The following is a 25,033-nucleotide window of genomic DNA, read 5'->3' on the forward strand; positions in this document are numbered from 1 at the left end:
GACTTGGCTCCCTTCTCCCCGTTCACGGGGAGGAGGTGCCGGCAGGCGCGGCGTTTGTCCTTTGCTCATTCAACCGGCCCGTGCCAAATCAGCCAGCCCCCACCAAATCAGCCACATATCGCTCCAGCGTCACCTTCCCGCGCTCCGGCCTGGTCGGCGGATCATAGGTGTCGTCGACCGTTACCTCCGTCATGCGCGCATAGGATTGCGCGGCTTCAGGCGAAAACCCCATGTCCTCGAACGCGTCCACCCAACGCTCGCGTGGCGCCGAGACCACGCTGACCTGCCTGCCGAGCGCCTCGCCAAAGGCCGCGGCGACATCCCTGGCCGTGTAACGCGACGGTCCTTCGACATGATGCAGGCCGTTCTTATCCGGCGGCTCCATCAACAAGCGCGCCGCCGCTTCGCCGAGGTCGCGTGGCGCCACCATCGGCAGTTCGAAATCCGCCGGGAGAAGCGTGTTGACCACGCCGTCACGCCTGGCGGTCTCCAGCGAGGCATCCCAGTTGCTCATGTAATAGGCGGCGCGGATAATGCTGGCCGCGATGGGCTGACGATGCAGCTTTTCTTCCAGCCCATGCAGGATGGTCAGGTCGCCGGTGCGTTCGCCGGCCCGTGCGCCATAGGTCGATTCCGCCACGACCTTCTCCAGCCCCGAACCGTCCAGCGCCGCGGCGATCGCAGCCACCGTCCTGCGCTCCTGGGCATCCGTGTCGGTCGAAGGATCGGCAGGCGGATTGAGCAGGAATGCCCTTGTGCCGCGCCTGAACACGCCACGCAGCGCCTCGACATCAAGCACGTCGGCCACTGCCACCTCGGCGCCGTGCGCGGCCAAAGCCGCCGCCTTGGCCTCGTCGCGCGTCACCACCGTGACCGGTTCGCCCAGCCGCAGGAGCGTCGCTGCCGTCGCCGAGCCGACACGCCCGGTACCGCCAAGAATGATATTCATGGTCCAATCTCCCTTCCTGGTTGCATATAGGGGAAATGGATAGTGGCGGCCGAGGTTCAAAATGTGCCTCACCATGCTGACAGGTGCGGCCAAGCTCCGCGAGAGGTGCTTCCGCCGCCACGACATAGGGTGCGAACCCATCGATCCACCGATTTATGGGAACAGGGTCGCGTCCCCGGCGTTTATTAGACACACCTTACAGAGGAGGTTGTCATGAAAAAACTCTTGCTTGCATCGGTGATAGCAGTCGCTTCGGCGGTGGCGGTAATCGCTCCCGCCAATGCCTCCAGCATCACGCTCGGCATCGGGAACGGCTATGATGACGATTACTACGTTCCCAGACATCGCTACTATCGCGACTACTCCGACTATGGCCCGTATTACGGCCGCAACCACTACCGTTACAGCATGTATAACGACGGCTATCGGCCGCGTTACTACGGCATGTACCATCATCGTTGCCAAACCGAGTTGGTGAAGCATTGGCGGCATCACCACCGCGTGATTGAGCGAGTGCGCGTCTGCCGCTATTGACCGTTCAAACTGATCCGGCCGGCATCTGACCGGCCGGATAAACATTGCGAATTTGCCGGTACGCATCGCTGGCCGGGCGGTGCTAGCGCCCCATCATCATTCCATAGTGCACGGCCAGCAGATCCAGCCCCACCTTCAAGAGCTTCGTCACCACATCGCGTCCGTCGCCATCCTGCTCGGCCACGGTCTTCACTGGCTGCTCCAGGCACACGACCTTTTGCACGATTGCCGCGACGTCCCAATGCCCGAGCGCCCGTGTCGCGGCGGCGTGCGCACGGCCGGCGTTGAGCACGCTGTCGGCGATGCCGCCGCCAGCGCGGCCGCCGTCAACCCGCTCCGTCCAGCGCATCGGCTTGATATCGGCCTGCTGGCTGCACCGGAAATGCTCGCGGTAGCGCAGGCCGGCCTCGCGCTGCTGGCGCGACAGCGAGGTGATGCCGAGAAGCGGATCGACATTGCGCACCCGCACGATGCCGCCGGTGGACGTGTGGCCGTCATTCGACACCTCGTAGACGCGACGCGCCTCCGCCGTGCCTGACGTCAGCCGCTTGCGACCGAAGGCATCGTCCCTCAGCGCGAAATCATGACCGACCTCGCGGCGGATGCGCACCTGCTCGGCCTCGCCCTTCGGCAGCTTCGGCGCCTGCGGTTTGGCGGCTTTGGTTTTCTTGGGCATGCGGTGGCTCCTTTTTGGGGGTCGGGGTGTGTTTTCCAAGAGAGGTCGCGATCCTTCGCGCCCCCCTCTGCCCTGCCGGGCATCTCCCTCTTGGGGGGAGATTGGCTGCGTCGTCGGTACCGCTTTTCCTGCTACGCCGGAGATCGGCGAAAGCAGTAGCGACATCCGATCTCCCCCCAAGAGGGGGAGATGGCCGGCAGGCCAGAGGGGGGCGCTGTCCCTCGGACCTGTCGGATATGATCATCCCGTCAACTGTTTTGCCGGCGCTTGCCCACCCCGCCGCGCCAGCAGCTCCCGCATCACCTTGCGCTCGCGCACTTCGATGCAGAGCTGCGCGCTCGAAGGACAGAACTGCGCGTTTCCGCTCCTCACCTCGCCGCGCACGAAGCGCTGGATGGCGGCCTGCAGATCGGCCAGCTCGGCATCCCTGACGGCGCCGAGATAGCCGCGCAGCTGCATCTCGACATCAGTCAGGGCGGATTGCGGGAAGCAGGAGAACAGTGCCGCCAGCGCCTTCGTCGCCTGCTGCAGTTCGGCCGTGGTCATATCCGCGGATCTCCTCGATGATGGCGTTGGCGGCGTCGCTGTGGGTTTTCGGCCTGATCCAGCCCCGCGGTTTTTTGCGCTGGCCCGGGCCGCGCGATCCCGAAGCCGCCTCACGGCCCCCGATCGAAATCCCCGGTCCTTCGCGCGCCCCGCGCGCTGAAAAAGCGGAAGCTTTTTCCATCTGGTTTCTGGACTCTGGAGAATGCCGCGCCAAAACATCGGCATTTGCCCTGGCATGCGCCTTTGCTTTCAAGGCGGTGGCGGCTCCGCCGCGCGCGCCGGCGGCCGCCCTCGCCTCGCTCTTCAGCCGCGCCTTGCGCAGCTCCTTCGTCAGCCTCCCGTGGCCGATCTCCCCACCCTCGCGCTCGAAGAAGGCCAGCAGCTCGGCGCTGATCGCCCGCCATCGTTTCAAAGGCAGGCGCGCCACGCGCGCCAGCCTGGCGTCATCGTCGGGCAAGCTCCCGCCGGCATTCCACATTGCCATGAGAAGCAGCATGTAGGCGCCGATCTGCTCGGTCGAGAGCTGCAACGTGTCGCCGACGAAATCGGAGACGTAGAGCTGCATGAAAGGCCGTTCGCTCATGCCGCGCTCCATGCCGTGCTTCCAGCCGCGCCAATGGAACCAGCCCCCGGTCCGGACGTTGTGACGCGTCCAAACCAAGGAGAGGACTGCCGATGACGGCCTTCATGCCGGTGACCCTGCGTTTCTGCGACAACAAGACCATGCTGGTCGGCTCGGTGGCCGACGCGGCGACCGCGCTTCGTCACCAATGGCCCGACAAGACCGCGCCGGCCTATCTCGAGGCGGCACGGCTTGTCAGGCTCGCTGTCGAGGGCACTTGCTGTCCGCGCCCCGCCTTCGAAGCCTTCCGCGAGGCGGCCAGGCAACAGGGCATATTGGTGGCCAAGCCAAGAAGCCGCGCGCATGAATGGCTCGACGCCGCTGCGAGCCCCTGAGACGGCGATGCAACCGCCTGCCAGCCTTGTGCGTTTATGAGCGTCGGCTTGAAAGCCGCGCCTGGACCGAAGGTGAACGCCGTGGGTACGATGAAAACCGGAGTGCCGCTCAAAGTGTCCCTGGACGGACATGTCGAGGAGATCGAGACCGTCAGCGACGCCGCCGATTTCCTGCAGCGCTGGCCGATCGAGCGGCGGGGCCATGTCTACCGCAGCGCGCTCAACGCCTGCAGCGCGGCCATCGCGGCGCAGATCTCGCAATCCGACGCGATCAAAGTGTTCACCGGCTTTGCCCGCGTTACCGGCATACTGGTTGCCGGAGGCGGCCCAGGGATGGTGCTGGAGCCGCGCACCGTACAGAGCCGCCAGCCCAAACAGGGCCGCCAGGTGCCGAAATAGCGGTGCCGCGCGATAGTTGTTCAAGGCAATTCTCCCAATATTTCGCGGAGCGTCCTTTTGGCGCCCGCTGAAGCTCCAATTACATTATGTCGGCGCCGCCCTCATCCGCCTGCCGGCACCTCCTCCCCGTGACCGGGAGAAGGGATCAACCCTTCAGCCGGCCTCGCAAACACGACGCTGGAAGCGTGCCTGATGGTAGGTGCAGTAGCTTTTCATCGCCCTGGTGCGCATGCCGCAGCACAGCATCTCCTGGCCAGGCCGCCCGCCGGGCGCATCATTTCGAGGATCGTCCTCCAGCGTCAGGTCGAGCGGCGCGCGGCAGCGGTTGAACAGGCAGTCGATGAAGCGCATGGCCACGCCATGCGGCTGCCGGCCGATGGCACCGCGTGGCGGCGCGGGTACCTTGAAACGGTAGGTTTGCCCATCGGCGATCAGCACGCCCGCCTCGCGCTGGAAAAGCCTCGGCCGGACGGGCGAAGGAGCCCGCTTCGGCCGCATGGCGGGTTTGGCCGGCTGCGGGGTGGCACCGGCACGGCTGGTTTCCGCCTTGGCGGCGCGGCTCGCCGCCTTGGCCATCGCCGTGCGCGCCGCCAGGCCCTTGCCATTAGCAAAGCCGATCGCGCCAAGCATGGCGTTGCGGTGGACGATGCCGATAATGGCGTTGCGCGATACGCGCGCGCCGCGCTGTACGCTGAACGCCGCCGCAATCCTCGAGGCCGAAAGCCCGTCCCTCAGCCAGCCGGCAATCGCCTGCAATTCGCTGTCGCTATAGCTTGCCATGTCCGTCTCCATTGCGCGGCCAGCGGCCGCCGCGCACGGCGCCGTCAGGCAAGCGTCGGGGGTTGCCCACAGCCGCCATGGGCGGTGCCGGCCGTGGTCCGGCCTGTCGGCCGTTGGGATTGCTGTGGAAGGGCTGCTTTCAGCCCGGCCGGCCGACGGGCGCGGCAAGGCGCGCAAGGCGCGCCCGCGCAGTGTCCCTGTCGGGTGCGGAAACCGCCCTGCCCGTTGTCGGCTCGTCAGGGATGACGGTGCGGTCCTGCGTGCGAATCAGGGAACAAGCCGCGGGCGGGTCGAATGGGGGGCCGGAGCCGCGGGGAGCGGCGGCTCCGGCCGTTCCGGCCGCCGCTGAAGGGCGGACCGGACGCGAGGCCGATGCGTCAAGGCAATCGGCTTCGCGCTTCGCCCCGGCCGGGGAGAAGGACAGCCGGGACGGAAGGGAAAGGGCGGCGCCCGGCAAGGCCGGGCCGGAGGCGTTGTCGACTCTGAGGGGGTTGAGCTTTTGCATGAGGTGATATAAGCATAACTCAAAAATTGATGCAAGCCAATCTTTCATGGACGAAAGCAGGACTTGTCGGTCACATGAGGCCATGGTGAAAACGCAACTGTCGATCAGGGTCGGAGCCGCGATCCGCCAGGCACGCAAGCAGCGCGGCCTGGTCATGCGCCACATCGCCGAGCACAACGACACCGATGTCGCCGCCGTCGGCAACTGGGAAACCGGGCGCAACCTGCCCAAGACCGAGAACCTGTTGAAGACCGCCGCCTTCCTGCGTGTCGACCCCGTGGCGCTGGGCCAAGGGCAGGTCGTCTTCCTCGACGATGCCGGCCCGGTGGCGGACGCCGAGATCGTCACCGATGCCGGCCCCCTGCCGGCCGGAGCGATGGATATTCCGGTGCTGGGCGCCGCCGTCGGCGGTGATGACGGCGACTTCACCTTCAACGGCGAACCGGCAGGATACGTCCAGCGTCCGCCGGGAGTCCGCAACCTGCCGAAAGTGTTCGCGCTGCACGTGCTCTCGGATTCCATGGTGCCGCGTTATGAACCCGGCGACATGATCTATTGCGGCGGCCGCGACGCGGTGCCGGGCGACCATGTCGTGATCGAGACCTTCCCGGAAGAGAACGAGAAGAACGGCAAGGCCTTCATCAAGAAACTGGTCCGGCGCACGGCGGGCGAGCTGGTGGTCGAGCAGTACAATCCGCCCAAGACGCTGACCTTCAACCGCTACGCCATCAAGCAGGTCTGGCGCGTCATCCCGCTGAAGGAACTGCTGGGGTATTAGGAGCGCCTGCCTTTCCGGATCCAGGCCGCCCTCACCGGCACGCCGGCGTTCTTAACCGTTGATATTTGGCGAAACCATCCGCAACAGCTTACTTTCTCCCCGTCTCTATACGGGGAGAAATGTCCGGCAGGACAATGAGGGGCAGCACCAAGATTTCGGCAAGTGGCGTCTCGAATGCCACCTCAAAGAAAACGACCAAGCTTGCAAACTCCCTCGCACCATCAGAATAGAAGTTCAATTCCGCCAAATCAGCGCCGCCCCTCATCCGCCTGCCGGCACCTTCTCCCCGTATAGTGACGGGGAGAAGGTGCTGGGTTGCCGCATCGCGTCACAATGTTGGCGAAATCGTCCATGACGGCACGTCCTTTGCTCAAGCCCGCCTCGCCTCCACCAGCACCTCACGATCGCCCAGCATCCGTGCCTCGCTGCGCACGCGCTGGCGCTCGTCGATGAACGCTGCCTGGATCGAGACCGCCGTGCCTGGCAGCCCGTCGGCACGGCAGGCCGAGCAGACGATGCGGCCCGACAACGCGGCCAGCGGCGTGTTCCCGTTGACCCCGAAGCGCTTCAACTGATCGGGCCGCCACCACCTGTTGCGGCCGCAATCGGCGCACTCGACCGACAGCGAGGCGACCTGCGCGATCACTGCTTCCCTGCCCGGCAACGCCATCATCCCCTGTCCTTTTGTTTCTGATTTGTTCCTATCTTCCCGTGTTTTGAAGCGGGAGTCGAGTCGCAGTTTCCAAACTCCTCCAAAAGTCTTTCTTCTATGCCTGTTTGAGTTATGCTTATATATGACTTGCATATGTGAGTCGGCGTGGAATGACCCGCGCCTGGATGCGGGAGCAAGAATGGATGCCGCCGATTTCGCCCGCGCCTGCGGTTACACCGACGACAGTCCCGCTTTGCTCGAAGCCTTCGAGGCGATCCGCCGCAACGGCATCGCGCAAGCCCGTCTCGATCATTTCAGGCGCAAGGCCGTCATCGACGAAATGAAGCAGTCGGAGCCTCTGTTCCTGGCCGCGATCGGCCCGGCGCTGTCGGCGCATGAAGCCATCGAGGATGCTGCCCGTTTCATCGCCGGCTGGCGCAACATGCCGCGCTGGCGCCAGGAACGGCGCTTGCCTGATCTCGCCAGGGCGAAAGAGCAGCGTCTCGTCGCGCGCTTCTTCCGTCGCTACGGCCATCATCTCTGGGCGCTCGAAGCAGCCTGAGGCTCGGCACGGCTGGACCAGCCATTTGCGGGTTCCAATCCCTGCCTTTTCTTCCTAGATTGCGGGTGGGTGGCTGTTCGTTCGACGTGCATGGTTTGGAATGTTCAAGACCGCCCGCTCAAAAATTCAGACCTGGATAACGGCCGGCGCGGGAACCATCGCCGCCTTGTTTGTCGCCGGCGTGATGGGGGCGTTTGGCGCCCTGCCCGCCCATGGTCCACCGCAATTGCCGCCAGACGCCGTCATCGACGCCGGACGCTGGCGCCTGCAGCCGGTGCGTGCCTATGTCAGCCATGCCGGGGTCCATGGCGTGCCGCTGAAGCCAGGCCAGAAGGCGCTGGTGCTGGAAGTCGACATGACCAACCGCACCGCGCAATCCGACAAGGGCTATTTCAACGTCTTCACGCCGGACGGCATTGTCCTGCCCGACTCCTCGCCGATGATCGTGTTGACACGCGATTCCACGATGACGCCGGAACTGCATCCGGGGATGACCGAGCGTATGGCCTATGTCTGGCCGCTTGCCGGCGACGCCGCCGTGCCGGCAAATCTCGCCTTCGGCGTCACCGCCGAGATCTTCAAGCCGCGCGACAATCTCCATGGCACGCCCGGCTGGTACAATCCCTACCGGCTCGGCACCGTCACCTTGCCGGTCACCGACCTGCCGGCGACTGGGCAGCCGGCGATCGGGCAGCCGGGGAGCGGCTCATGAGGATACGCGTGCTTGGCAATCTGGCGGTCCTTTGCGCGACCGTGGCGCTGAGCTACGGCATGCAGGTGACGAAGCCGCATTATGCCGACCTCACCGCACCAATTCCCATCGATGGCGCGATGAACGACACGGTGCGCGCGCGCAGCTTCGCTGTCAGGCTCGACAAGGTGATCTTCGCGCGCCAGCTCAAGGCCAGCCAGTTCGGCCAGGAAAAGCTTTTGACGACCAGCGGCCTGTGGGTGGTGGCGACGACAAGCCTCACCGCGACCGGCGCTTCCACGGCGGTGGCCGACGGCACCTGGCAAGGCCCTACCGGGTTGCGCTATCACCAGACGGAGCGGCTGGGCTACCGCCAGGACATGCCGCCGCACGGCGTCGATCCGGGCCTGGACAAACGCGGCCTGTTCGTCTTCGAAGTGCCATCGGACCAGATCCGCGGCGCCAGGCTGCTGATCGCCGCGCGCCAGTTCGGCCCGCTCGACGCGCAGGCCCGTATCAGCCTCGATGCGCTGCCGACCGGCGCTGACGGCCAGCCGTCCGACATCCTGCCGGAATTCGACCTCGATGCCGCGCCGGGCCAGACATCGCAGGGCCAGACACCGCAGGGCAAGACATGAGCGCCGTTTCGACGGAACCGGCCGTCGACCCGCAAGCCGAGCGAAAATGGCGCCGGGGCGGCTTGTTGGCGCTCGCCATCTTGCTGCCGCTGACACTGGCCGAGACCAGTTATGACAGCGTGCGCGAATGGCTGCATGGCGAGGACCTCATCGCCAGGGATGTCGAGTTCGGCCAGTCCGTGCCGTTCGGCGGCAGCGGCTGGAAGCTGGCCGATTTGCGCGGCGGCAAGGCCGGCCGCCTGCCCGACCACGCCTTCGCCGACATCGCCACCTTCACCGTGACCATCGGCGACCCGGACCTGCGTAAACAATGGCTGGGCTGCAAGCTGATGCTGACCGACGCCGCCGGCCGTCGCTGGCTGCCCGATTTCATCTCCGGCGTCAGCCTGCCGGAGGGCGCGATGAACTGCGCCCAGGCGATCTTCTCCGGCGCCAGAAAAGGCGACGTCATCACCGTCGGCGACACTTTCATCGTGCCCGAGGACGCGGTGAAAACCATCCGCCCGGCCGTCGGCCTGGGCAGCGAGCGGCCGTGGTACCTGCGTTTTCAAAGGCCGCCGAAATAGCTACTTTCTCCCGTCACTATACGGGGAGAGGAAAGCACGCCTACGCCGCGGCTTCACTAACTCCATTCCCCGCCCCCTTCGACAGCGAGAACGCCGTCTCCAGCACGGCGGCGAGAAAACAGATCCTGATCGGCTCGATCAGGATGCCCGTCGAGGAATCCTGGAACGGGCTGCCGAACAGCAGCGTCACGCCGTGCGAAAAGATCTGCCAGACGTCGAGCTCGTGCGGGCCGATCAGCCTTGTCGCGCCAAGCCACAGCCAGGCAGCGCCCCAATCGAGCAGGCGGTAGCCGACGATCAGCGTGCACAGCAGCACCAGGCTGGAACTCACCGTCAGCCGCACGCCATTGGCGATCGGCAGGTAGCGAGAACGGTAGCCGGCGATGAAATGCTCGATGAAGTCGCGCAGGAATTTCGGCAGTCCGGCATAGCGCTGGCCGAACCGCTCGACGCGGCTGTTGACCCGCATCAGCGCCGCCTCGTCGCGCACCTCATAGCCGTAGATCAGCGCCGCCATGACCAGCCAGATCAGCGGCAAAAGCATGTAGAAGAACAGACTGACCGCCACCATCGAGGCCGTGATCGAGGTGATCTCGACCGGCACCACTGGTGCGGCGCTCGCCGCCGTCACCACTGGTGCGGCGCTCGCCGCCGTCACCACTGGTGCGGCCGTCGCGACCGGTACCGGGCTCGCCAGCCCATCGATGGACGCCTGCAGCACGGACCAGAAATTGCGGCTCATCAGCCATTGCAGCGCACTGTCCTTCCAGCGGCTGATGACGTAGAGGCCGACGAAGATCCAGTTGGTCTCGCAGATCACCACGACGATCTGCCAGAACGACGTTGCTGTCGTCTTCGTCTGCATGAATTTGGCCAGCCGGCGGATCAGCCAGGAAACGGCGACCGAAATCAGCAGCCAGCGCGAATCGAGCACGTCGAGCACATTGCCGCTCTGGCCGAAACCGGCCTGGTCGAGCGAGGCGCGCGAATACTGCCGCACGATGTCGCCAAGAAATCCCCAGGCGGCGTAGTAGGCGAAGAACGGCAGCAGCGCGATGGTGATCATGCGCACCAGCCGCGAGCCGCGCCGGTCGGCATCGCTCGCCTCGTTGCCAGCGACTTTGCTCTCGGCGGCCTTGTCCGCGCCGCGCTGCGCGGCCAGCACATTAGGCAGGCCCGGCCGCAGCACATGGAACATCGCCACCGTCACCACCAGTTGCGCCAGCGCCACCAGGGTGAGCATGGCAAGCCCGGCGAAATGGTTGGCGAGCGCCACCTTGGCCGCCACTTGCATGAGGAGATCGCCGGCCAGCACCCCGGCCAGCACCAGTGCCACGAGCTGCGGCCAGAACCGCCGCAGCAGCGAAAAACTCAAGCTGATCGGTCTGATGATGTCGGCAACCATGAGCATTCCTCATGACGCCACCCGCCCAAGCCTTTCTAGCAAGGCGCCGATGTTTTGCAACTGGGCCGGGAACTGGCCGCGCATCCGCTGCACGCGGCCATGGTGCCGCGCACCCTTACCGCCTCACCCGCGACTTCAGCCAGCGATCGAACGCCACCGCCAGGATCAGGATCAGGCCGATGACGATGCTTTGCGTGTAGGACGACACGTTGTTGAACTGCAGCCCGTTCTGCAGCACGCCGATCAGGGCAGCCCCCACCACCGTGCCGCCGACCGAGCCGATGCCGCCGAACAGCGAGGTGCCGCCGATGACGACGGCCGAGATCACCGTCAGCTCGTAGCCGATGCCGGCGACCGCTTCGGAAGAATTCAGCCTGGCCGACAGCACGAAGGCGGCGAGCCCGGCGAAGAAGCCGACGATGACATAGACCGAAACCAGGATGCGGTCGACGCGCAGGCCCGACAGCCGTGCCGCCTCGGCATTGCCGCCGACGGCGTAGACGGCACGGCCATAGCGGGTGTAGCGCAGCACGATGTGGCACAATATGGCGGCGATGGCGAAGATCAGCGCCGGCACCGGCACCGGGCCGATCAGCCCTGTGCCGAACCAGCGCATGGAGGCATCGAAGCCGGAGATCGGGCCGCCATTGGAGATGGTCAGCGTCAGCCCGCGAAACACCGTCAGCCCGCCCAGCGTGACGACGAAGGGCGGTACTTTCAGCCTCGTGATGGCGAACCCCTGCACGCCGCCGGCGAGAGCGCCGACCACGACGGCGGCCAGCAGCGCCGCGAACCAGCCATAGCCCTGCGTGCCTGATGTCGACAGCGACAGCGTATTAGCGGTGCCGCCCTTGGCGACCACGGCCGCCACCATGCCGCAGAAGGCGAGCAGCGAGCCGACCGAAAGATCGATGCCGGCGGTGAGGATGACGAAGGTCATGCCGAGCGCGATCAGCCCGGTGATCGAGATCTGGCGCGTGATGTTGAACAGGTTGATCGGGTCGATGAAGCTCGGCTTCAGCACGGTGAAGACGACGACGAGGGCGGCCAGGAACAGCAGCGGCCCGAAGCTCATCAAAAGCCGCGCGATCGTCACGCCGCCGCGCTGGTTCTGTTCCTCGGCGATGCTCATCGTGCCTGTCCCCCCGCGTCCTGTGCCGGCGTATCCTGCCTGTCGAGCGCCATCAATTCCATCAGTCTTTCCTCGTTTGCCTCGACGCCTGGCATCTGCCCGGTGATGCGCCCCTTGCGCATGGTGACGATGCGGTCCGACACCGCCAGCACCTCGGGCAGTTCGGACGAGATCATCATCACCGCGATGCCCCGCGCTGCCAGTTGCACCAGGATCTGGTGCACCTCCGCCTTGGCGCCGACATCGACGCCGCGCGTCGGCTCGTCGACAACAAGCACTTTCGGGTCGCGCGCCAGCCAGCGCGCCAGGATCACCTTCTGCTGGTTGCCGCCCGACAGGCCCTCGATCGCCTGCTCGGCCGAAGCCATGCGGATCGACAGCATTTTGCGGAAACCCGACAGCGCGTCGCGCTCGCGCCGCTCGGCCATGAAGCCGAAGCCGTTGCTGAAGCGCCCAAGCGAGGCGACGGAGAAATTCGGCAGGATGCCGAGCGCGGCGAAGATCGCCTGGTGCTTGCGGTCCTCCGGCACCAGGCCGATGCCGAGCTTGATGGCGTCGGCCGGCGATGCGGGTGCTATTTCCTTGCCGTCGAGCGTGATCGTGCCCGCCGCGATGCGGTCGGCGCCGAAAATGGCGCGGGCGAGCTCCGTGCGGCCCGAGCCGACGAGCCCGGCAACGCCGAGTATCTCGCCGGCCTTGAGGTCGATGTCGACGCCGTCGAGCACGATGGCATGCGGCGCCTCGGGGTCGCGCACGGTGCGCAAGCCCCGGACGGACAGCACCACATCGCCGGCCACCGCGCGTTGGGCGGGCCGCGCGTAAAGTTCGGAAGCGGCGCGGCCGACCATCTTCTCGATGATGGCGGGCAGCTTGATCGGCCCGCCCTGACGCTCGAGATGCCCCGCCAGCCTGCCGTCGCGCAGCACCGTCATGCGGTCGCAGATGGCGGATGCCTCCTCCAGCCGGTGGGTGACGAACATGATCGCGACCTTGTCCTTGCGCAGCCGGTCCATGATCGACAGCAGCCGCTGCACCTCGGTCTCGGTCAGCGCCGAGGTCGGTTCGTCCATGATGATCAGCCGGCTTTTCAGCGACAGTGCGCGGGCGATCTCGACCAGTTGCTGTTCGGCCACCGACAGCGCCGACACCGGCGTCATCGGGTCGATGGAGAGACCGACGCGGGCAATGATGGCGCGGGAATCCTGCTCCATCCTGCGCCAGCTCACCAGGCCAAGCGGCCCGGTCGGCGCGCGGCCGATGAAGATGTTCTCCGCCACGGTCAGCGTCGGGATCAGGCTGAGCTCCTGGTATATGGTGACGATGCCCAGCCGCTTGGCGTCCTGCGGGCTCGCCGGCTGATAGTCGGCGCCGTCGAAGGTGATGCGGCCGCTGGACGGCGGCATGACGCCGGACAGGATTTTCAACAGCGTCGATTTTCCGGCGCCGTTTTCGCCAAGCAGGCCGAGGATTTCGCCGGGATGGATGTCGAGCGAAACCTCGTTCAGCGCGGTGACGCCGGCGAAATGCTTGGTGACGCCTTCGACGGCAAGCAGGACGGGGGATGCGGCTTCAGCTGGCAAGGATGGCTCCCGGATTACGGCAGGCAGCGGGGCACGCCCCCCTCTGTCCTACCGGACATCTCCCCCACGAGGGGGGAGATTGGATGTCGTGAAGGCTTTCGCCAATCTCAAACGTTGCAAGAGAGGCGCGGTCGAAAGAAGCTGCTGATCTCCCCCCTCGTGGGGGAGATGGCCGGCAGGCCAGAGGGGGGCGTGCCCCACCGGCCTGACCAATCCAGCCTACTTCGTCTCGTTCAGCCGCTCCGCCTTATCCAAATTGTCCTTGCCGATGACGATGGGCGTCAAAAGCACCAGCTTCTCCTTCGGCTCGGTCTTGTCCTTGGCGTAGGCGACCGCGATCTGCACGGCGGTGCGCGACTGCTTGCCGGGGAACTGTTCGACCGTGCCGGCGAGCTTGCCGTCGCGCACGGCGACCAGCGCTTCGGGCAGCGCGTCGAAGCCGTAGATCTTGACGTCGCTGAAGTTGCGCGCGGCGCACGCTTCGAGCGCGCCCAGCGCCATGTCGTCATTGGCGCAGATGATGGCGTCCGGCTTGCCGTTGGCGGCAAGGCCGGCTTCCGTCACCGTCAGCGCCTCGGCGCGGGCGAAGTTGGCGGTCTGCTCATAGATGATCTGGTACTTGTCCTTCAGCGGATCGAGCACATTGTGCACGCCCTTGTTGCGGTCGATCGCGGGACCCGCGCCCGGCTGGCCCTGCAGGTGGAACAGCTTGGCGCCATTGGGGAATGCCGCCACCACGGCGCTTGCTTCCGCCTCGCCGCCCTTCACATTGTCGGCGCCGACATGGGCAAGGATGCCCTGGACACCGTCGACGCGGCGATCGATCGTCACCACGGGAACGCCGGCCTTGACCGCTTCCTCGATGGCTGGCGCCAGCGCGTTGACGTCGAGCGGCGAGATGACGATGGCGTTGACCTTCTGCACCAGGGCCGCCTCGATGTCGGCGGTCTGCTTGGTGGCCGAGTTCTGGCCGTCGCTCTCGGTCAGGTTGACGCCTTGCGCCTGCGCTTCGGCCTTGATCTCGTTCAGCATGTGCACGAAGAACGGAAAGCCGAGACTGGGCACCGAGCCGAGAATGGTGAGTTTGTCCTCGGCGAAAGCCGAGCGTGCGGCCAGCATCATGGCGCCCGCGGCCACGGACGTCATCAGGAATTCGCGTCTGTTCATGGGTTCCTCCTCCACAGAAGCGCACTGTCCCTAAAAACCGGGACCGGTTTCAGGAAGGATCATGCGCCGGTTAAAGTGTTGGAGCATCCTCCTTGCGCCAAGAACGCATGCCGCTCCAGCTGACCGCCGCCAAAACTCCTCCGATCGGCGTCAACAAGAGGATGCTAACCCAGGGTCAACCGTTTGTGCAACATCGATATAACAGAGCCGGACAGCGACTTGTCGGAATTGTCTGAATTTTGGATTCTTGGGGCCTGAAGGCTCTTCTATGTCAGGAACGTCAAAGTGCGGCTCCAAAGTTGCGCGGCCGCTGCAGCATTATAGTCGGGCAGTGCCGGGTCGGAAAAATAATGTCCCGAGTTTGGATAGCGGAAGACCTGCACATCCGCTCTCGCTGCCTCCGCGCTTTCCTGCCAGGCGCGGACATCCGGCTCGGGGAAAAGTGGATCGGTGTCCGCGACATGTAGTTGAACCGGCAGGCCCGGGCGCGTGTTCGCTGGCACGGTCGCCAAACCATGCAACAGCAGGACACCAGCGGCCAGCGGACGCGACGCCCAGAATTCCGCCACCACGCCGGCGCCCATCGAGATGCCGGCCAGCACCGCATCGCCTGGCGTCGAGGCCAAAGCCTCCCGCGCCTTTAGGCAGATGGCATCCCAACCGATCCGTGCCTTGATCGCGAAACCTTCATCGAGATCGTCCGTCGCCGCACCCTGATAAAGATCTGGCAGCGTGACGGCATGGCCGCTGGCGCGGAAGCGCTCGGCAAGATCACGTTCGTTCCGGCGCAGGCCAAGAACCGAGTGAAACAGGATCATGTTCGCCATGCTCTGGTCCGGGTCGCTGAAATCCCGTCATGCTACCTGCCGGGGCTTGGAGCCTCAAGGCACGCCACGTCGGCTTCCATTTTTCCGACCCGGCATTACCTTTGGACTGGCCAACGCCGACAAACGGAGACACCCATATGAAGCCGCACATCATCTGCCATATGCTTGCCTCGCTCGACGGCGGCCTTCATCCGAGCCGCTATACCGAAAGCCCCGACGGCAGCCGGGCCGAATGGTCGGGCCTCTATGAACAGATCCACAACGACCTCGAAGGCGACGCCTGGATCGTCGGCCGCGTCACCATGGCCGAGATGAGCAAGGCCGGCGCGCACCCGCCTGCGCATGCTGGCAAGGTCGAGCGGCCGCATCATTTCGCGCGGCGCGACGCGGGCAGCTATGCCTTGGCGCTCGATGCCTCCGGCAAGCTGCATTTTGCCAAGCCCGACATCGGCGGCGATCATGTCGTCGTGCTGCTCGGGCGTGATGTCCAGGACAGCCACCTGGCCGAACTGGCAGCCGACGACGTGTCCTATATCGTTTCGGAAACGGCCGACATCGATCTCGCCGCGATGCTCGACGTGCTCGGGCGCGAACTCGGCATAAGCCGGCTGCTGCTCGAAGGCGGCGCCGGCATCAACGGCTCCTTCTTCGCGGCCGGGCTTGTCGATGAGCTCAGCCTTCTCATTGCCCCCGCGCTCGATGCGCGGGCGGCGAACCAGGGCTTTGTCGAGTTCGGCGAGGCCGGCCTGGCGGGCAAGATGCAACTGTCTCTGACGAGTTGCGAAGCACTGGCGCACGGGCTTGTTCACTTGCGCTATGCTGTCAGCGCTGGCTGATCTCGTGCTTGCGTTTTTGGACTGCATGCCTCCATCGTTTCGTCATCCACGGGCGGAGCAAGGAGCGTAGCGACGCAGCGCAGACCCGAGGATCCATGCCGGGACTCCTGAGCCCCGCCACAGTGAAGAATTCTGCTCCGCTGCGCTCTTCGGCCCAGGTCACGGAATGGATCCCAGGGTCTCCGCGACGGAGCTTCGCTCCTGCTGCGCCCTGGGATGACGAAGTTTAGAAGCCTCGGCCACTTCCGAACGTTGCTACCGGCCCATCAGTATCGCATGGCGTCGAGATCCGCGATCAGCGTCGGGCCGGTCGGATGCCAGCCGAGCCGCGCCTGGGTCAGCGCGCTGGAGGCCGGCAGGTCCATGGGGGCGAACATCGCCATCCAGCCGAAATGCTCCGCCGCCTTTTCCGGCGCGATCGAAACGACCGGCAGGTTCAGGCCCCGGCCAAGCGCCTCGGCGATCGCGCGCACCTCGACGCCTTCCTCGCCGACGGCGTGATAGCGCGCGCCGGGTTGCCGCTTTTCCACCGCCAGCCGGTAGAGGCGCGCGGCATCGAGCACATGGCCCGCCGAAAAGCGATTGCGGCCTTCGCCGACATAGGCCGAAACGCCCTTCTGCCGCGCGATCTCGATGAGCGGCGAGATGAGGCCTTGCTTCCTCGTGTCATGCACCTGCGGCAGGCGCAGTACCGAAAGATTGATGCCGGCCTCCAACAAGGCATTGCCGGCGAGTTCCGAGGCGATGCGGGGGTTGGCGTGACCGGCGTTGAAGACGTCCTCGACCGCCAGTTGGCCATGGCCGTGGCTGCCCATGCCGACGCCCGACGTGATCACCAGCGGCCGGTCGGATCCGGCCAGCGCCTCGCCAAGCGCGGCGATGACATGGCTGTCCTTTTCGCAGTTCTCGACAAACCGCGAAAAATCATGGTCGAACGCGGTGTGGATGACCGCTTCCGCCTTGGCCGCGCCGTCGCGCAAGCCTTTCGGATCCTCGAGGGTTCCGCGGTACACCTCGGCGCCCGCGGCGGCCAACGCCTGCGCTCCCGCATCGGAGCGAGTGACGCCGACCACCTGATGGCCGGCCTGCAGAAGTTCGGTAACGAGCGCCGAACCGATGAAGCCGGTGGCGCCGGTGAGAAAGATACGCATGCAAATCTCCTGGGTTGCCTGCCTAATATCGCTGCTCTATTATTCCATTAAAGTAGTGATCTTATCATGGTATAATGGCTAACAGGATGCCCAACACGTCCAGCGGCTCGCTCGCTGCGTTCCTGAAAGACCGGCGCACCCGGCTCGATCCCTCGTCGTTCGGCTTCTCCGGGCGCAGGCGCACGCCTGGGCTGCGCCGCGAAGAGGTCGCCCAGCGCGCCAACATCAGCCCGACCTGGTACACATGGCTGGAACAGGGCCGCGGCGGCGCCCCCTCGGCCGACGTGCTGAACCGCATCGCCAAGGGCCTGCTGCTGACCGAGGCCGAGCGCGAACATCTTTTCATGCTGGGACTGGGGCGCCCGCCCGAGGTCCGCTACCTCCGCGCCGACGGCGTCAGCCCCAGGCTGCAGCGCCTGATCGACACGCTCGAGGCAAGCCCTGCCCTGATCAAGACGGCGACCTGGGATGTCGTCGCCTGGAATAGCGCCGCGCAAGTCGTAATGACCGACAGCACCTTGCCCCACGGCCAACGCAATATCCTGCGCTTCATGTTCCTGAGCCCCACCATCCGTGCCAAGCAGCACGATTGGGAGAACCTTGCCCGTTTCGTGGTCGGCGCGTTCCGGGCCGATGCGGCACGCGCCGGCGCGGTGTCCGAGGTCGCCCAGTTGGTGGACGAACTGTGCGGCGCCAGCCCCGAATTCGCCACCCTGTGGCGGGAGAACGACGTGCTTGCCCATGGTGACGGGACCAAGCGCCTGAAGCACCCCGAGCTCGGCGACATCGAGCTCGAATATTCGGCCTTCGCGGTCGATGGCCGGCCGGACCTCAGCCTGACCGTCTACAACCCGGTGGACGCCGCCGTCGCCGACCGCATCCGCGACCTCGCCCGGCGCCGCAAGGAGCGGGACGCGACGGACCCGTCGACAAAGCCCACCACGCCTTAGAGCAATTCCAGGAAAAGTGTGAAACGGTTTTCCGTTCGGAATTGCGTAAAAACAAAGAGTTAGGGCCGTTCGGCGATTCCGTGAAATGCGGAACGGCTCTAGGAGCGTTCGCACATCGCCTTCAGGATCCGCAAGGTCGGCCCCCAGTAAAGATTGGCATGCGGACGGATCGACGGTTCGGCGAAGCCGCTAAGCGCCAAGGTCAGCAGCGTTCCACCATCGGCCGGCGCGAGCGCGAAGCCGACGACCGTGTGATTCTCGGGCATATCAGCCAGGCGCGATGCCGACAGCGTGCTCCAATAGCTGTAGGCGAAGCTCTTGTCCGGCTCGAACGCCCGGACGGTGCCGTGGCTCTCGAACGGCAGGCCATGCAGCAGGCCCCGTATCACGATCGCGCCGCCGGCTTGAGCATCGAGGCTGACATCCAGTTCTTCGTCGGACATCCATTGCGCGATCAGTGCCGGCGTCGTGAGCACCCGCCAGACCTTGGCCGGGTCGGCATCGATGGCGATGGCCTTGAAGATCGGCGTGGTGTCGAGGGAACCGGTCACGAATGCAGCGACATTGCGCCAGCGACGCGACCGGAACCACGCCGGGCAACATTATGGACCGGTCTTGCCGAACTTGCCCCGGCAGAATTGCACGCAAGGCCTGTTCGACGACCGATTTCCATCACAGGATACTTGTCGCCAGCCGGTCGAGGCGCGAATCCTCACGGTAGAGGACGCGGACGAGCACCGCAGCGGCAATGCCGGTCAAGGCACCGCCAAGCACATCCGTGACGTAATGGGTGCCCACAAACAGCCTCGACCAGCAGATCAGCACCGCCACGGCTCCGAAAATCATCGCGCGTCCGGGAAGCGCCTGCAGGGCGAATGCGGCAACGATGGCGAAAGCCGCCGTCGCGTGATCCGAGGGGAACGACCAGTCGGCGCTGGCGGGAATGATGAGATGGGTCACACCGGCGTCGTAGGGACGCACGCGATGCACGAAAAGCAGGCTGATCTGGTTGGCGCCAAGTCCGATCAGGAAAGACAACCCCGCCGCGATCGCGGCATGGCGGACGTGGGTCCGGTCCGTCCTGCTCCACCATTGCAGGACCACGCAGGCGATCAGGAGCGGGACACCGAATTTCGTCACCGAGATCATGATCAGATCCAGCGCCGGGCTTATTCCCGCCGCCGAATTGATCCAATGTGTAGCCGTCACGTCCATCAATTCACCTTATCGTCGAGCCGCCACACCAAATGGCAGGAGAGCCATGAACGAGCAGCGTGTCCACCAGATTTTCGAAGTCAGCCTGCTGCTAAAGGGCGCACATGCGCTCATCGAATGCGTCGGCGGCTTGCTCCTCGCCTTTGTCAGCACCAGCACCATCGTGTCGCTGGTGAACAGGCTGACGCAGGAAGAACTGGTCGAGGACCCGCATGATTTCATCGCCGGCCATCTGATGGACGCGGCGAACCATTTCTCCGTCGGCACGCAGCATTTCTACGCATTTTACCTTCTCAGCCATGGCCTCATCAAGATTGCCCTGGTGGCGGGGCTGCTGAGGGGGAAGCTGTGGGCCTATCCGGCCTCGCTGGTCGCCTTGCTGCTGTTCATCGTCTACCAGCTCTACCGCTTCAGCTATACCCGCTCCGCGGGGCTGATCGTGCTCACCATATTCGACCTCGTCGTCATCTGGCTGATCTGGCACGAATACCGCCTCGTTCTGCGCCACAAGGTGGCAAGCCGTTAGGGGGGCGTCGTTGGCGACACCACGCTTGCAAGATCCTCCGTGGAGGACAGCGAGGCATCATCACACACCACGGCGGCGGCCTGCCCGTCCCTGCGGTTGCCGTCGTTATTGCGAGGGCTCGGGCGCCAGCACGAGGGCGATCTCGTGCGCCGCTTGCGCGGCATGGCGGCGCACGGTGGCAAGGTCGAGCATGCTGTAGGTGGTCGCCACATAGGGCACGGTGAGTGCCGCGACCGAATGGCCGAACGGCCCGATGACCGGGAAGGCAAGATCGATGACGCCCGGCTGCAGCCCGTCCGCCACCTCTTCGTGGCCGGCGGCGCGAATGCCGGCAAGCGCCTCACGCACATCGCCCTTTTCGTCAGCAATGCCGGAGGCTTGCAGCCATTGATTGACTCTGTCCTGCGGCTGGAACGCCATCAGCGTGCGCCCGGTCGCGGTGCCGAACAGCGGAAACTCGGCGCCGACGCGCACGCGGAAGCCGAACGCCGCCGGACTTTCCACCTGCGCCAGGATCAGCACCCTGCCGGCATTGTGGACGCCGAGGTTGCAGGATTGCTGGATGGCGTCGGACAGCCGCCGCATCGAAGGCAGCGCCGCCTGGACGAGGCCGCGCAGCGGCTCGTGCCGGTGCGCCAGTTCGAACAGGCGCGGCGACAGGAAATACGGCCCGGCCGGGCGGTCGCGGAAGATGTAGCCGCGCCGCTCCAGCGCCTGCAGCACGCGGTAGATCTGATGGATCGAGCGTCCGACCGCTTCGGAAATCTGGCCCTGGTTCAGCCCGTCCTTCTGCTCGGCCAGCAGTTCGATGATGTCGAATGCCTTTTCCAGGGCCGGAACCGAATAGTCCGGCGCTTCCGCGGTCTTGCCAGCCATGCCCCATAATCCTTCTCGGACCAGCCTAGAATCATGGGCCTACCATAGCTACAAGGCGGCTCCCATCGAAGCCGTCATCAACCGGGCGATGCGCCGGTTGATGTCGTCGGGCACCGGCTGCGCGCCCGCCGCCAACCCTGCGCCCTTGGCTACACGCTCAAGCGACAGCGCCTGCAGCATGAAGCCGATATCCATGGACTCGATCGAATTGCCCTTCGGCTCGATTCCGGCAAGGTTGAACATGCGTCCCTCGGCGACGAGGATGACATGCCGCCCATTGGCGAGATCGAGACGCCGTAGAGCGCCGTCCAGATCGGTGACGACGCTGGTCATGGCAGCGAGACCCTCAGTGTCGATCTCCCACGGAAAATGCCCGGAATTGGCCAGCACCGCGCCATCCCGCATTTGCGAAATCGCCGCCGCCGGCAGCACGCCGGCGCGGCCGGTGGCGGTGATGAACACTTCCGCCCATGGCGCCAGGTCGGCGAGCGGCGCCACGCGGTAGCCGTCGAGCGCCGCCTCCAGCGCCTTGATCTCGTCGATCTCGACGATGGCGACGCGTCCGCCCAGCGCTCGCAGATATTGCGCGATGCCGCGCCCGCACCAGCCATAGCCGATGACGCAGAAGCGGCGGCCGGGGATCATCAGATTGGTGATGCGCATGAAACTTTCCACCACCGATTGGCCGACCGCGTGCTTGTTCTCGCCGATCGCCTTCAGTGGGCTGTCATTGATGACGATGGAGGGGAACGGCACCTTGCCGGCCAGCTCGCCACGCAGCCGGTCGCCGCCCGATGTCGTCTCCTCGGTACCGCCCAGGATCGATGCCGCCCTGCCCCGCTCGACGATGCCGGCGGCAAGATCGGCGCCATTGTCGAGCAGCATGTCGGGCTTGGCGTCCAGCACCCGCGCCAGATTGGCGTGATGATCGGCCAGCGTATCGGCACGGCGGCCGAACATGCCGATGCCCCGGCTTTGCAGGAAGGCGACGACATCGTCCTGCGTCGAGCCGTGATTGCCGGTGCCGACGATCCCGGCGCCACCGTCGGCCAGCACTTCGAGCAGCACAGCGGTCTTGGGTTCTACATGCAGTGAGACCCCGATGCGCCGGCCGGCGAAAGGCCGCGTCCGCCGGAATTCCTCGCGCAGGCCGGCCAGCAGCGCCATCCGCGAACGGATCCAGGCAATCCGGGCGCGGCCGCGCTCGACCAGTTCGGTGTCAGCCGGATTGGTATGGGCTTGGGTCATTCGAAGTCTCCGATCGCGATCCAGATTCAGCACTTGCGAAAAAGTTTTTTGCATGTGACAAATATTGTAGAGGGTCGTCAAGCCCCGCGAAGAGGGCAACCGACAGGACAGTGCGGCGCTCCAGAAACTGGCGCGCGTCATCGGCTTTGCATGGGAAGGGGTACAGAATGGGAAATCTGGATATAGCGATCGTCGCCGTCTATCTCGTGGCGGTCACGGGCATCGGGCTGTATTTCGCCCGCTCGATCAAGACCGAAGAAGATTACATCGTCGCCGGCCGGCGCATGGGGCCGCTCTGGCTGACCATCTCGGCCTTCGCCTCATGGACCGGGCTTGCTGGCCTGTTCGGCACACCCGAAATGGTGGTGCGCTATGGCATAGCGGGCGCATGGTGGTGGTACACCTTCCCGATCGGCCTTTTGCTGATGGGCATCTTCCTGGCGAAAATCGTGCGCCAGCGCATGCATGTGACGACACCGGACATCGTCGCGCAGGATTATCCGGCTTCCGTGCGCGTCGCCGCCTCGCTGGTCACCAGCTGGAACTACCTTGCCTGGGCGGCGGCGCAGGTCTTCGGCATCTCCATGGTGTTCACCCTGTTCTCGGGCATGGACCCGAAGACCGGCGCCATCGTCGCCTTCCTGGTCGTCATCGTCTACACCATGCTCGGCGGCTTCCTCGCCGTGGTGGCGACCGACGTGCTGCAGGCCGTCATCTTCCTCATCGTCATCGGCGTGGTGGCGCCGCTGTTCGTCATCTTCGGGCCCGGCGTGCAGCATATCTATGAGGCGACGAAGGACATTCCCGGCTTCTACGATCTGTTCGCCAACGTGCCGCCGGCGACGCTGTTCGTCTGGTTCCTGCTGCTGCCCGCCGGCTTCATCGACACGATCGGCTTCCAGCGCGTCTTCTCGGCCAATTCGCCGGACACCGCGCGCAAGGGCCTGATCAACGGCTTCGTCATCATGGCGGTGTTCGGCGTCATCCTCACCTTCCTCGGCGTCGCCGCCAAGGCGCTGCTGCCGGCCGATGCCAACCCGGTCAACGCCATGCCCGACCTGATGGTGCAGCTTCTGCCGCACGGCGTCATCGGGATCCTGGTCGCCGCCTTCCTGGCGGTGGCGATGTCGACGGCGAGCACCACGCTGCTGATCACCGCCACCACCTTGCAGCGCGACGTGATCTCGCGGTTGCGGCCCGGCGCCAGCGACAAGGAAAGGCTGTGGACCAGCCGCATCCTGCTGCTCGTGCTCGGCCTGGCGGCGCTGGTCGTGGCGCTGTCGGTACCCGGCATCGTCACCATCCTGATGCTCGGATTCTCGGTCTATGTGCCGGGCCTGCTGTTGCCGGTGCTGTCGGCCACTTTCGGCTGGCGCATTCCGTCGTGGTCGATGCTCGCGACCATCGTCGTCGGCGCCGGCTCGACCGCGATCCTGGTGCTGATGGGCGAACCCGGCGGCATTCCAGCCTCGCTGATCGGCTTCATCCTCTCGGTCGTCCCCTTCGTCGCGGGGCTCTTGATGCGATCGGAACGGCAACCCGCGTGAGCACGGAAGATCAAGAAGAAGCAACGAGTTAGAATTCCATCCTGAATCAATGCGGGATGGAGCCCCGATGCGGAGAGACCAATGCTGAAGACCAGCTTCGACAGACTTTCGAGCACCGATCAGGCGCTCGTCACGGCCGCCGCGCAGGCCCGCGACAAGGCTTACACGCCCTATTCCAACCACAAGGTCGGCTCGGCCGTGCGCACCGCGTCGGGCCGGCTTTTTTCCGCCTGCAACGTCGAGGTCGTCACCTTGCAGCAATCGGTGCATGCCGAACGTAACGCTGTGATGCAGATGGCCGCCGCCGGCGAGCGCCAGATCGAGGCAATCGTCTGCCACGGCCCCTATTCCGGCGTGCCATGCGCCGAATGCCGGCAGGTGATCTGGGAGTTCTCCTGCGATGATCCCGGGGTCAGGATCATCGGCTCGACGCTCGACGGCGGGATCGAACTGATGACCATCGGCGAGATTTATCCAAGCCCTTATGGGCCGGGCACCAAGGGTATCGACCCGCGCAAGTTCTGATTGCGCGGGCAACCCGCCTTGCAGCCGGCCCGCCACCGCTCCGGTGGCGGGCCGGGCGTTGTTACTGGATGATCTTGATGATCTTGTGGGTGCCCGGATCCACGATCACCGTCTGGTTGTCGATCACGGTGTAGCGATATTTGACATTGGGGACTTCGTGAAGCTCGACCGTGTCGGGCAGAGCCGTGCCGAGGCTGAGTTCGACGCCGGGAACCTTCACCGAAGCCAGCGGCTGCTTCTTCACATATTCCTTGATCACCGTTTCCTGCTCGGGCTGGATGATGACGTCTTCGGCGGCGGCTGCGCCGACACCCGCGAGCAACAGAACCGCGGCCACGGCGGCAAGATTCTTGTTCATGAATTCCTCCATTTGAAATCGGCACAGCACAGGATTGTCGCCGCGCTGAGGATCGAACTTCAGGCACGGATGAACGTTCCCCGGTCGGGCTTCGGTCGGGCCAACCTCGGACTTAGGTCCCATTCAAGAACGCAATGGTCCTGCCGCCGCTCCCGCCGGGAACGGTCGCCTTTCGCACTCGTTGTCGCTCCGTGATGGCAGGCAGCTGACTGATATCAGTAAGCAGCCCCATGTTTTTAGCGAATTGGCGCAGCTACGTCCCTTCCTGCGCCAATAGGGTTCGCTCACTGCGTCCAGTTGGTGAGCGAACCCTGAATTCCCCGGCATCGGGCCGAGACGGGAGGAGGTTGTGATGTTCGGCGACAAGGAAACCCGTCTTATCGAGATGGTGCTGCTGATGGCGGTCCCGTTATCGGCGTTGATCCCCGCATTGCTCGTCACCTTCACGTCGAGCTGG

General features: G+C 65.1%; 30 protein-coding genes. 13 read left to right on the plus strand and 17 right to left on the minus strand.

Annotation, left to right across the window (positions count from 1 at the left end; genetic code table 11):
* Positions 1-88: 88 nt before the first annotated feature.
* Complete coding sequence (locus EN804_RS18480) at positions 89-949, minus strand: NmrA family NAD(P)-binding protein (RefSeq protein ID WP_127870220.1); 861 nt, start codon at positions 947-949, stop codon at positions 89-91.
* A gap of 213 nt (positions 950-1,162) precedes the next feature.
* Between EN804_RS18480 and EN804_RS18485 the strand changes: the two genes are divergently transcribed.
* Positions 1,163-1,483, plus strand: a complete 321-nt coding sequence (locus tag EN804_RS18485; protein ID WP_127280328.1) for a hypothetical protein — start codon at positions 1,163-1,165, stop codon at positions 1,481-1,483.
* Between the two features lie 82 nt (positions 1,484-1,565).
* Here EN804_RS18485 and EN804_RS18490 read toward each other — a convergent pair whose 3' ends face one another.
* From EN804_RS18490 to EN804_RS18500, 3 genes are all read right to left on the minus strand, one after another.
* The gene (locus tag EN804_RS18490) at positions 1,566-2,159 is read right to left on the minus strand and encodes a DUF6456 domain-containing protein (RefSeq protein ID WP_135865909.1); all 594 of its coding nucleotides are present in this window, start codon (positions 2,157-2,159) and stop codon (positions 1,566-1,568) included.
* A gap of 240 nt (positions 2,160-2,399) precedes the next feature.
* On the minus strand, positions 2,400-2,705 hold the full coding sequence (locus EN804_RS18495) for a hypothetical protein (protein ID WP_127280331.1): 306 nt from the start codon (positions 2,703-2,705) through the stop codon (positions 2,400-2,402).
* Positions 2,626-3,288 (minus strand): DUF1376 domain-containing protein, encoded by a 663-nt coding sequence (locus EN804_RS18500; protein ID WP_135865907.1) that lies wholly within the window; start codon positions 3,286-3,288, stop codon positions 2,626-2,628. Before EN804_RS18500 ends, EN804_RS18495 begins: the two co-directional genes overlap by 80 nt.
* A gap of 92 nt (positions 3,289-3,380) precedes the next feature.
* Here EN804_RS18500 and EN804_RS18505 point away from each other — a divergent pair, with 92 nt between their 5' ends.
* Together EN804_RS18505 and EN804_RS18510 are read left to right on the plus strand one after the other, a co-directional pair.
* Positions 3,381-3,662 carry a DUF982 domain-containing protein gene (locus EN804_RS18505; RefSeq protein ID WP_135865905.1) on the plus strand — a complete coding sequence of 94 codons (282 nt, stop codon included), beginning with the start codon at positions 3,381-3,383 and terminating at the stop codon, positions 3,660-3,662.
* Between the two features lie 36 nt (positions 3,663-3,698).
* On the plus strand, positions 3,699-4,061 hold the full coding sequence (locus EN804_RS18510) for a DUF982 domain-containing protein (protein ID WP_127280334.1): 363 nt from the start codon (positions 3,699-3,701) through the stop codon (positions 4,059-4,061).
* Between the two features lie 153 nt (positions 4,062-4,214).
* Here EN804_RS18510 and EN804_RS18515 read toward each other — a convergent pair whose 3' ends face one another.
* Positions 4,215-4,841, minus strand: coding sequence for a GcrA family cell cycle regulator (locus EN804_RS18515; protein WP_135865900.1), 627 nt, complete (start codon positions 4,839-4,841; stop codon positions 4,215-4,217).
* Between the two features lie 587 nt (positions 4,842-5,428).
* Here EN804_RS18515 and EN804_RS18525 point away from each other — a divergent pair.
* Positions 5,429-6,124 (plus strand): helix-turn-helix transcriptional regulator, encoded by a 696-nt coding sequence (locus tag EN804_RS18525; protein WP_167531332.1) that lies wholly within the window; start codon positions 5,429-5,431, stop codon positions 6,122-6,124.
* 370 nt (positions 6,125-6,494) lie between these two features.
* On the opposite strand, the gene EN804_RS18530 is transcribed toward EN804_RS18525, so the two are convergent.
* The gene (locus tag EN804_RS18530; RefSeq protein ID WP_135867423.1) at positions 6,495-6,794 is read right to left on the minus strand and encodes a hypothetical protein; all 300 of its coding nucleotides are present in this window, start codon (positions 6,792-6,794) and stop codon (positions 6,495-6,497) included.
* Between the two features lie 181 nt (positions 6,795-6,975).
* Here EN804_RS18530 and EN804_RS18535 point away from each other — a divergent pair, with 181 nt between their 5' ends.
* From EN804_RS18535 to EN804_RS18550, 4 genes are all read left to right on the plus strand, one after another.
* Positions 6,976-7,338, plus strand: a complete 363-nt coding sequence (locus EN804_RS18535; RefSeq protein ID WP_135920640.1) for a hypothetical protein — start codon at positions 6,976-6,978, stop codon at positions 7,336-7,338.
* A 100-nt stretch (positions 7,339-7,438) separates the two neighbouring features.
* Positions 7,439-8,050 (plus strand): hypothetical protein, encoded by a 612-nt coding sequence (locus EN804_RS18540; RefSeq protein ID WP_135920642.1) that lies wholly within the window; start codon positions 7,439-7,441, stop codon positions 8,048-8,050.
* Complete coding sequence (locus EN804_RS18545; protein ID WP_135867410.1) at positions 8,047-8,667, plus strand: hypothetical protein; 621 nt, start codon at positions 8,047-8,049, stop codon at positions 8,665-8,667. The genes EN804_RS18540 and EN804_RS18545 overlap by 4 nt, the downstream gene beginning before the upstream one ends.
* Positions 8,664-9,233 (plus strand): hypothetical protein, encoded by a 570-nt coding sequence (locus EN804_RS18550; RefSeq protein ID WP_135920644.1) that lies wholly within the window; start codon positions 8,664-8,666, stop codon positions 9,231-9,233. The genes EN804_RS18545 and EN804_RS18550 overlap by 4 nt, the downstream gene beginning before the upstream one ends.
* 40 nt (positions 9,234-9,273) lie before the next feature.
* Here the strand turns inward: EN804_RS18550 and EN804_RS18555 are convergent, their stop codons facing one another.
* The 5 genes from EN804_RS18555 to EN804_RS18575 all read right to left on the minus strand — a co-directional run bounded on the left by EN804_RS18555 (position 9,274) and on the right by EN804_RS18575 (position 15,344).
* A complete protein-coding gene (locus tag EN804_RS18555) occupies positions 9,274-10,638 on the minus strand; it encodes a hypothetical protein (protein ID WP_135920646.1) in 1,365 nt (454 codons plus the stop codon).
* A gap of 115 nt (positions 10,639-10,753) precedes the next feature.
* Positions 10,754-11,770 carry an ABC transporter permease gene (locus tag EN804_RS18560; protein ID WP_127278997.1) on the minus strand — a complete coding sequence of 339 codons (1,017 nt, stop codon included), beginning with the start codon at positions 11,768-11,770 and terminating at the stop codon, positions 10,754-10,756.
* A complete protein-coding gene (locus EN804_RS18565) occupies positions 11,767-13,350 on the minus strand; it encodes a sugar ABC transporter ATP-binding protein (protein ID WP_135867407.1) in 1,584 nt (527 codons plus the stop codon). Before EN804_RS18565 ends, EN804_RS18560 begins: the two co-directional genes overlap by 4 nt.
* A gap of 219 nt (positions 13,351-13,569) precedes the next feature.
* Positions 13,570-14,517 (minus strand): substrate-binding domain-containing protein, encoded by a 948-nt coding sequence (locus tag EN804_RS18570; RefSeq protein WP_127870206.1) that lies wholly within the window; start codon positions 14,515-14,517, stop codon positions 13,570-13,572.
* A 266-nt stretch (positions 14,518-14,783) separates the two neighbouring features.
* Complete coding sequence (locus tag EN804_RS18575) at positions 14,784-15,344, minus strand: dienelactone hydrolase family protein (protein WP_135920648.1); 561 nt, start codon at positions 15,342-15,344, stop codon at positions 14,784-14,786.
* Between the two features lie 137 nt (positions 15,345-15,481).
* On the opposite strand from EN804_RS18575, the gene EN804_RS18580 reads away from it, so the two are divergent.
* Complete coding sequence (locus EN804_RS18580) at positions 15,482-16,180, plus strand: RibD family protein (protein ID WP_135920650.1); 699 nt, start codon at positions 15,482-15,484, stop codon at positions 16,178-16,180.
* Positions 16,181-16,446: 266 nt separating this feature from the next.
* Here the strand turns inward: EN804_RS18580 and EN804_RS18590 are convergent, their stop codons facing one another.
* A complete protein-coding gene (locus EN804_RS18590) occupies positions 16,447-17,331 on the minus strand; it encodes an SDR family oxidoreductase (protein ID WP_135920651.1) in 885 nt (294 codons plus the stop codon).
* 86 nt (positions 17,332-17,417) lie between these two features.
* Here EN804_RS18590 and EN804_RS18595 point away from each other — a divergent pair, with 86 nt between their 5' ends.
* Positions 17,418-18,281, plus strand: coding sequence for a helix-turn-helix transcriptional regulator (locus EN804_RS18595; protein ID WP_210237370.1), 864 nt, complete (start codon positions 17,418-17,420; stop codon positions 18,279-18,281).
* A gap of 98 nt (positions 18,282-18,379) precedes the next feature.
* On the opposite strand, the gene EN804_RS18605 is transcribed toward EN804_RS18595, so the two are convergent.
* Both EN804_RS18605 and EN804_RS18610 read right to left on the minus strand, forming a co-directional pair.
* Entirely contained in the window at positions 18,380-18,832 is a 453-nt protein-coding gene (locus EN804_RS18605; protein WP_135920653.1) for an SRPBCC domain-containing protein, read from the minus strand.
* A 121-nt stretch (positions 18,833-18,953) separates the two neighbouring features.
* Positions 18,954-19,496, minus strand: a complete 543-nt coding sequence (locus EN804_RS18610; protein WP_135920654.1) for a phosphatase PAP2 family protein — start codon at positions 19,494-19,496, stop codon at positions 18,954-18,956.
* Between the two features lie 46 nt (positions 19,497-19,542).
* On the opposite strand from EN804_RS18610, the gene EN804_RS18615 reads away from it, so the two are divergent.
* On the plus strand, positions 19,543-20,022 hold the full coding sequence (locus EN804_RS18615) for a DUF2127 domain-containing protein (RefSeq protein WP_127278847.1): 480 nt from the start codon (positions 19,543-19,545) through the stop codon (positions 20,020-20,022).
* A 105-nt stretch (positions 20,023-20,127) separates the two neighbouring features.
* On the opposite strand, the gene EN804_RS18620 is transcribed toward EN804_RS18615, so the two are convergent.
* Positions 20,128-20,898: an IclR family transcriptional regulator gene (locus tag EN804_RS18620; RefSeq protein ID WP_127278848.1), complete on the minus strand. Its 771-nt coding sequence runs from the start codon at positions 20,896-20,898 to the stop codon at positions 20,128-20,130.
* 48 nt (positions 20,899-20,946) lie between these two features.
* Positions 20,947-22,146 (minus strand): adenosylhomocysteinase, encoded by a 1,200-nt coding sequence (locus EN804_RS18625; RefSeq protein WP_135920655.1) that lies wholly within the window; start codon positions 22,144-22,146, stop codon positions 20,947-20,949.
* 167 nt (positions 22,147-22,313) lie between these two features.
* Here EN804_RS18625 and EN804_RS18630 point away from each other — a divergent pair, with 167 nt between their 5' ends.
* A complete protein-coding gene (locus EN804_RS18630) occupies positions 22,314-23,693 on the plus strand; it encodes a sodium:solute symporter family protein (RefSeq protein WP_135920656.1) in 1,380 nt (459 codons plus the stop codon).
* 81 nt (positions 23,694-23,774) lie between these two features.
* Entirely contained in the window at positions 23,775-24,218 is a 444-nt protein-coding gene (locus tag EN804_RS18635; RefSeq protein WP_135920658.1) for a cytidine deaminase, read from the plus strand.
* Between the two features lie 61 nt (positions 24,219-24,279).
* On the opposite strand, the gene EN804_RS18640 is transcribed toward EN804_RS18635, so the two are convergent.
* Positions 24,280-24,576 (minus strand): DUF1236 domain-containing protein, encoded by a 297-nt coding sequence (locus EN804_RS18640; RefSeq protein WP_135882563.1) that lies wholly within the window; start codon positions 24,574-24,576, stop codon positions 24,280-24,282.
* Between the last annotated feature and the right edge of the window lie 457 nt (positions 24,577-25,033).

It is taken from the genome of Mesorhizobium sp. M8A.F.Ca.ET.161.01.1.1 (assembly GCF_004792105.1).
GTDB lineage: Bacteria > Pseudomonadota > Alphaproteobacteria > Rhizobiales > Rhizobiaceae > Mesorhizobium.

What these genes read in the sequence shown, in the direction of transcription:
- EN804_RS18550 (WP_135920644.1), top strand. Translation starts at nt 8,664, where the DNA reads ATGAGCGCCGTTTCGACGGAACCGGCCGTCGACCCGCAAGCCGAGCGA.
- EN804_RS18630 (WP_135920656.1), top strand. Translation starts at nt 22,314, where the DNA reads ATGGGAAATCTGGATATAGCGATCGTCGCCGTCTATCTCGTGGCGGTC.
- EN804_RS18495 (WP_127280331.1), bottom strand. Translation starts at nt 2,705, where the DNA reads ATGACCACGGCCGAACTGCAGCAGGCGACGAAGGCGCTGGCGGCACTG.
- EN804_RS18625 (WP_135920655.1), bottom strand. Translation starts at nt 22,146, where the DNA reads ATGACCCAAGCCCATACCAATCCGGCTGACACCGAACTGGTCGAGCGC.
- EN804_RS18555 (WP_135920646.1), bottom strand. Translation starts at nt 10,638, where the DNA reads ATGGTTGCCGACATCATCAGACCGATCAGCTTGAGTTTTTCGCTGCTG.
- EN804_RS18485 (WP_127280328.1), top strand. Translation starts at nt 1,163, where the DNA reads ATGAAAAAACTCTTGCTTGCATCGGTGATAGCAGTCGCTTCGGCGGTG.
- EN804_RS18570 (WP_127870206.1), bottom strand. Translation starts at nt 14,517, where the DNA reads ATGAACAGACGCGAATTCCTGATGACGTCCGTGGCCGCGGGCGCCATG.
- EN804_RS18610 (WP_135920654.1), bottom strand. Translation starts at nt 19,496, where the DNA reads ATGGACGTGACGGCTACACATTGGATCAATTCGGCGGCGGGAATAAGC.
- EN804_RS18510 (WP_127280334.1), top strand. Translation starts at nt 3,699, where the DNA reads ATGAGCGTCGGCTTGAAAGCCGCGCCTGGACCGAAGGTGAACGCCGTG.
- EN804_RS18580 (WP_135920650.1), top strand. Translation starts at nt 15,482, where the DNA reads ATGAAGCCGCACATCATCTGCCATATGCTTGCCTCGCTCGACGGCGGC.
- EN804_RS18595 (WP_210237370.1), top strand. Translation starts at nt 17,418, where the DNA reads ATGCCCAACACGTCCAGCGGCTCGCTCGCTGCGTTCCTGAAAGACCGG.
- EN804_RS18620 (WP_127278848.1), bottom strand. Translation starts at nt 20,898, where the DNA reads ATGGCTGGCAAGACCGCGGAAGCGCCGGACTATTCGGTTCCGGCCCTG.
- EN804_RS18640 (WP_135882563.1), bottom strand. Translation starts at nt 24,576, where the DNA reads ATGAACAAGAATCTTGCCGCCGTGGCCGCGGTTCTGTTGCTCGCGGGT.
- EN804_RS18535 (WP_135920640.1), top strand. Translation starts at nt 6,976, where the DNA reads ATGGATGCCGCCGATTTCGCCCGCGCCTGCGGTTACACCGACGACAGT.
- EN804_RS18480 (WP_127870220.1), bottom strand. Translation starts at nt 949, where the DNA reads ATGAATATCATTCTTGGCGGTACCGGGCGTGTCGGCTCGGCGACGGCA.
- EN804_RS18505 (WP_135865905.1), top strand. Translation starts at nt 3,381, where the DNA reads ATGACGGCCTTCATGCCGGTGACCCTGCGTTTCTGCGACAACAAGACC.
- EN804_RS18490 (WP_135865909.1), bottom strand. Translation starts at nt 2,159, where the DNA reads ATGCCCAAGAAAACCAAAGCCGCCAAACCGCAGGCGCCGAAGCTGCCG.
- EN804_RS18590 (WP_135920651.1), bottom strand. Translation starts at nt 17,331, where the DNA reads ATGCGTATCTTTCTCACCGGCGCCACCGGCTTCATCGGTTCGGCGCTC.
- EN804_RS18525 (WP_167531332.1), top strand. Translation starts at nt 5,429, where the DNA reads ATGGTGAAAACGCAACTGTCGATCAGGGTCGGAGCCGCGATCCGCCAG.
- EN804_RS18500 (WP_135865907.1), bottom strand. Translation starts at nt 3,288, where the DNA reads ATGAGCGAACGGCCTTTCATGCAGCTCTACGTCTCCGATTTCGTCGGC.
- EN804_RS18635 (WP_135920658.1), top strand. Translation starts at nt 23,775, where the DNA reads ATGCTGAAGACCAGCTTCGACAGACTTTCGAGCACCGATCAGGCGCTC.
- EN804_RS18615 (WP_127278847.1), top strand. Translation starts at nt 19,543, where the DNA reads ATGAACGAGCAGCGTGTCCACCAGATTTTCGAAGTCAGCCTGCTGCTA.
- EN804_RS18545 (WP_135867410.1), top strand. Translation starts at nt 8,047, where the DNA reads ATGAGGATACGCGTGCTTGGCAATCTGGCGGTCCTTTGCGCGACCGTG.
- EN804_RS18530 (WP_135867423.1), bottom strand. Translation starts at nt 6,794, where the DNA reads ATGGCGTTGCCGGGCAGGGAAGCAGTGATCGCGCAGGTCGCCTCGCTG.
- EN804_RS18540 (WP_135920642.1), top strand. Translation starts at nt 7,439, where the DNA reads ATGTTCAAGACCGCCCGCTCAAAAATTCAGACCTGGATAACGGCCGGC.
- EN804_RS18560 (WP_127278997.1), bottom strand. Translation starts at nt 11,770, where the DNA reads ATGAGCATCGCCGAGGAACAGAACCAGCGCGGCGGCGTGACGATCGCG.
- EN804_RS18575 (WP_135920648.1), bottom strand. Translation starts at nt 15,344, where the DNA reads ATGGCGAACATGATCCTGTTTCACTCGGTTCTTGGCCTGCGCCGGAAC.
- EN804_RS18515 (WP_135865900.1), bottom strand. Translation starts at nt 4,841, where the DNA reads ATGGCAAGCTATAGCGACAGCGAATTGCAGGCGATTGCCGGCTGGCTG.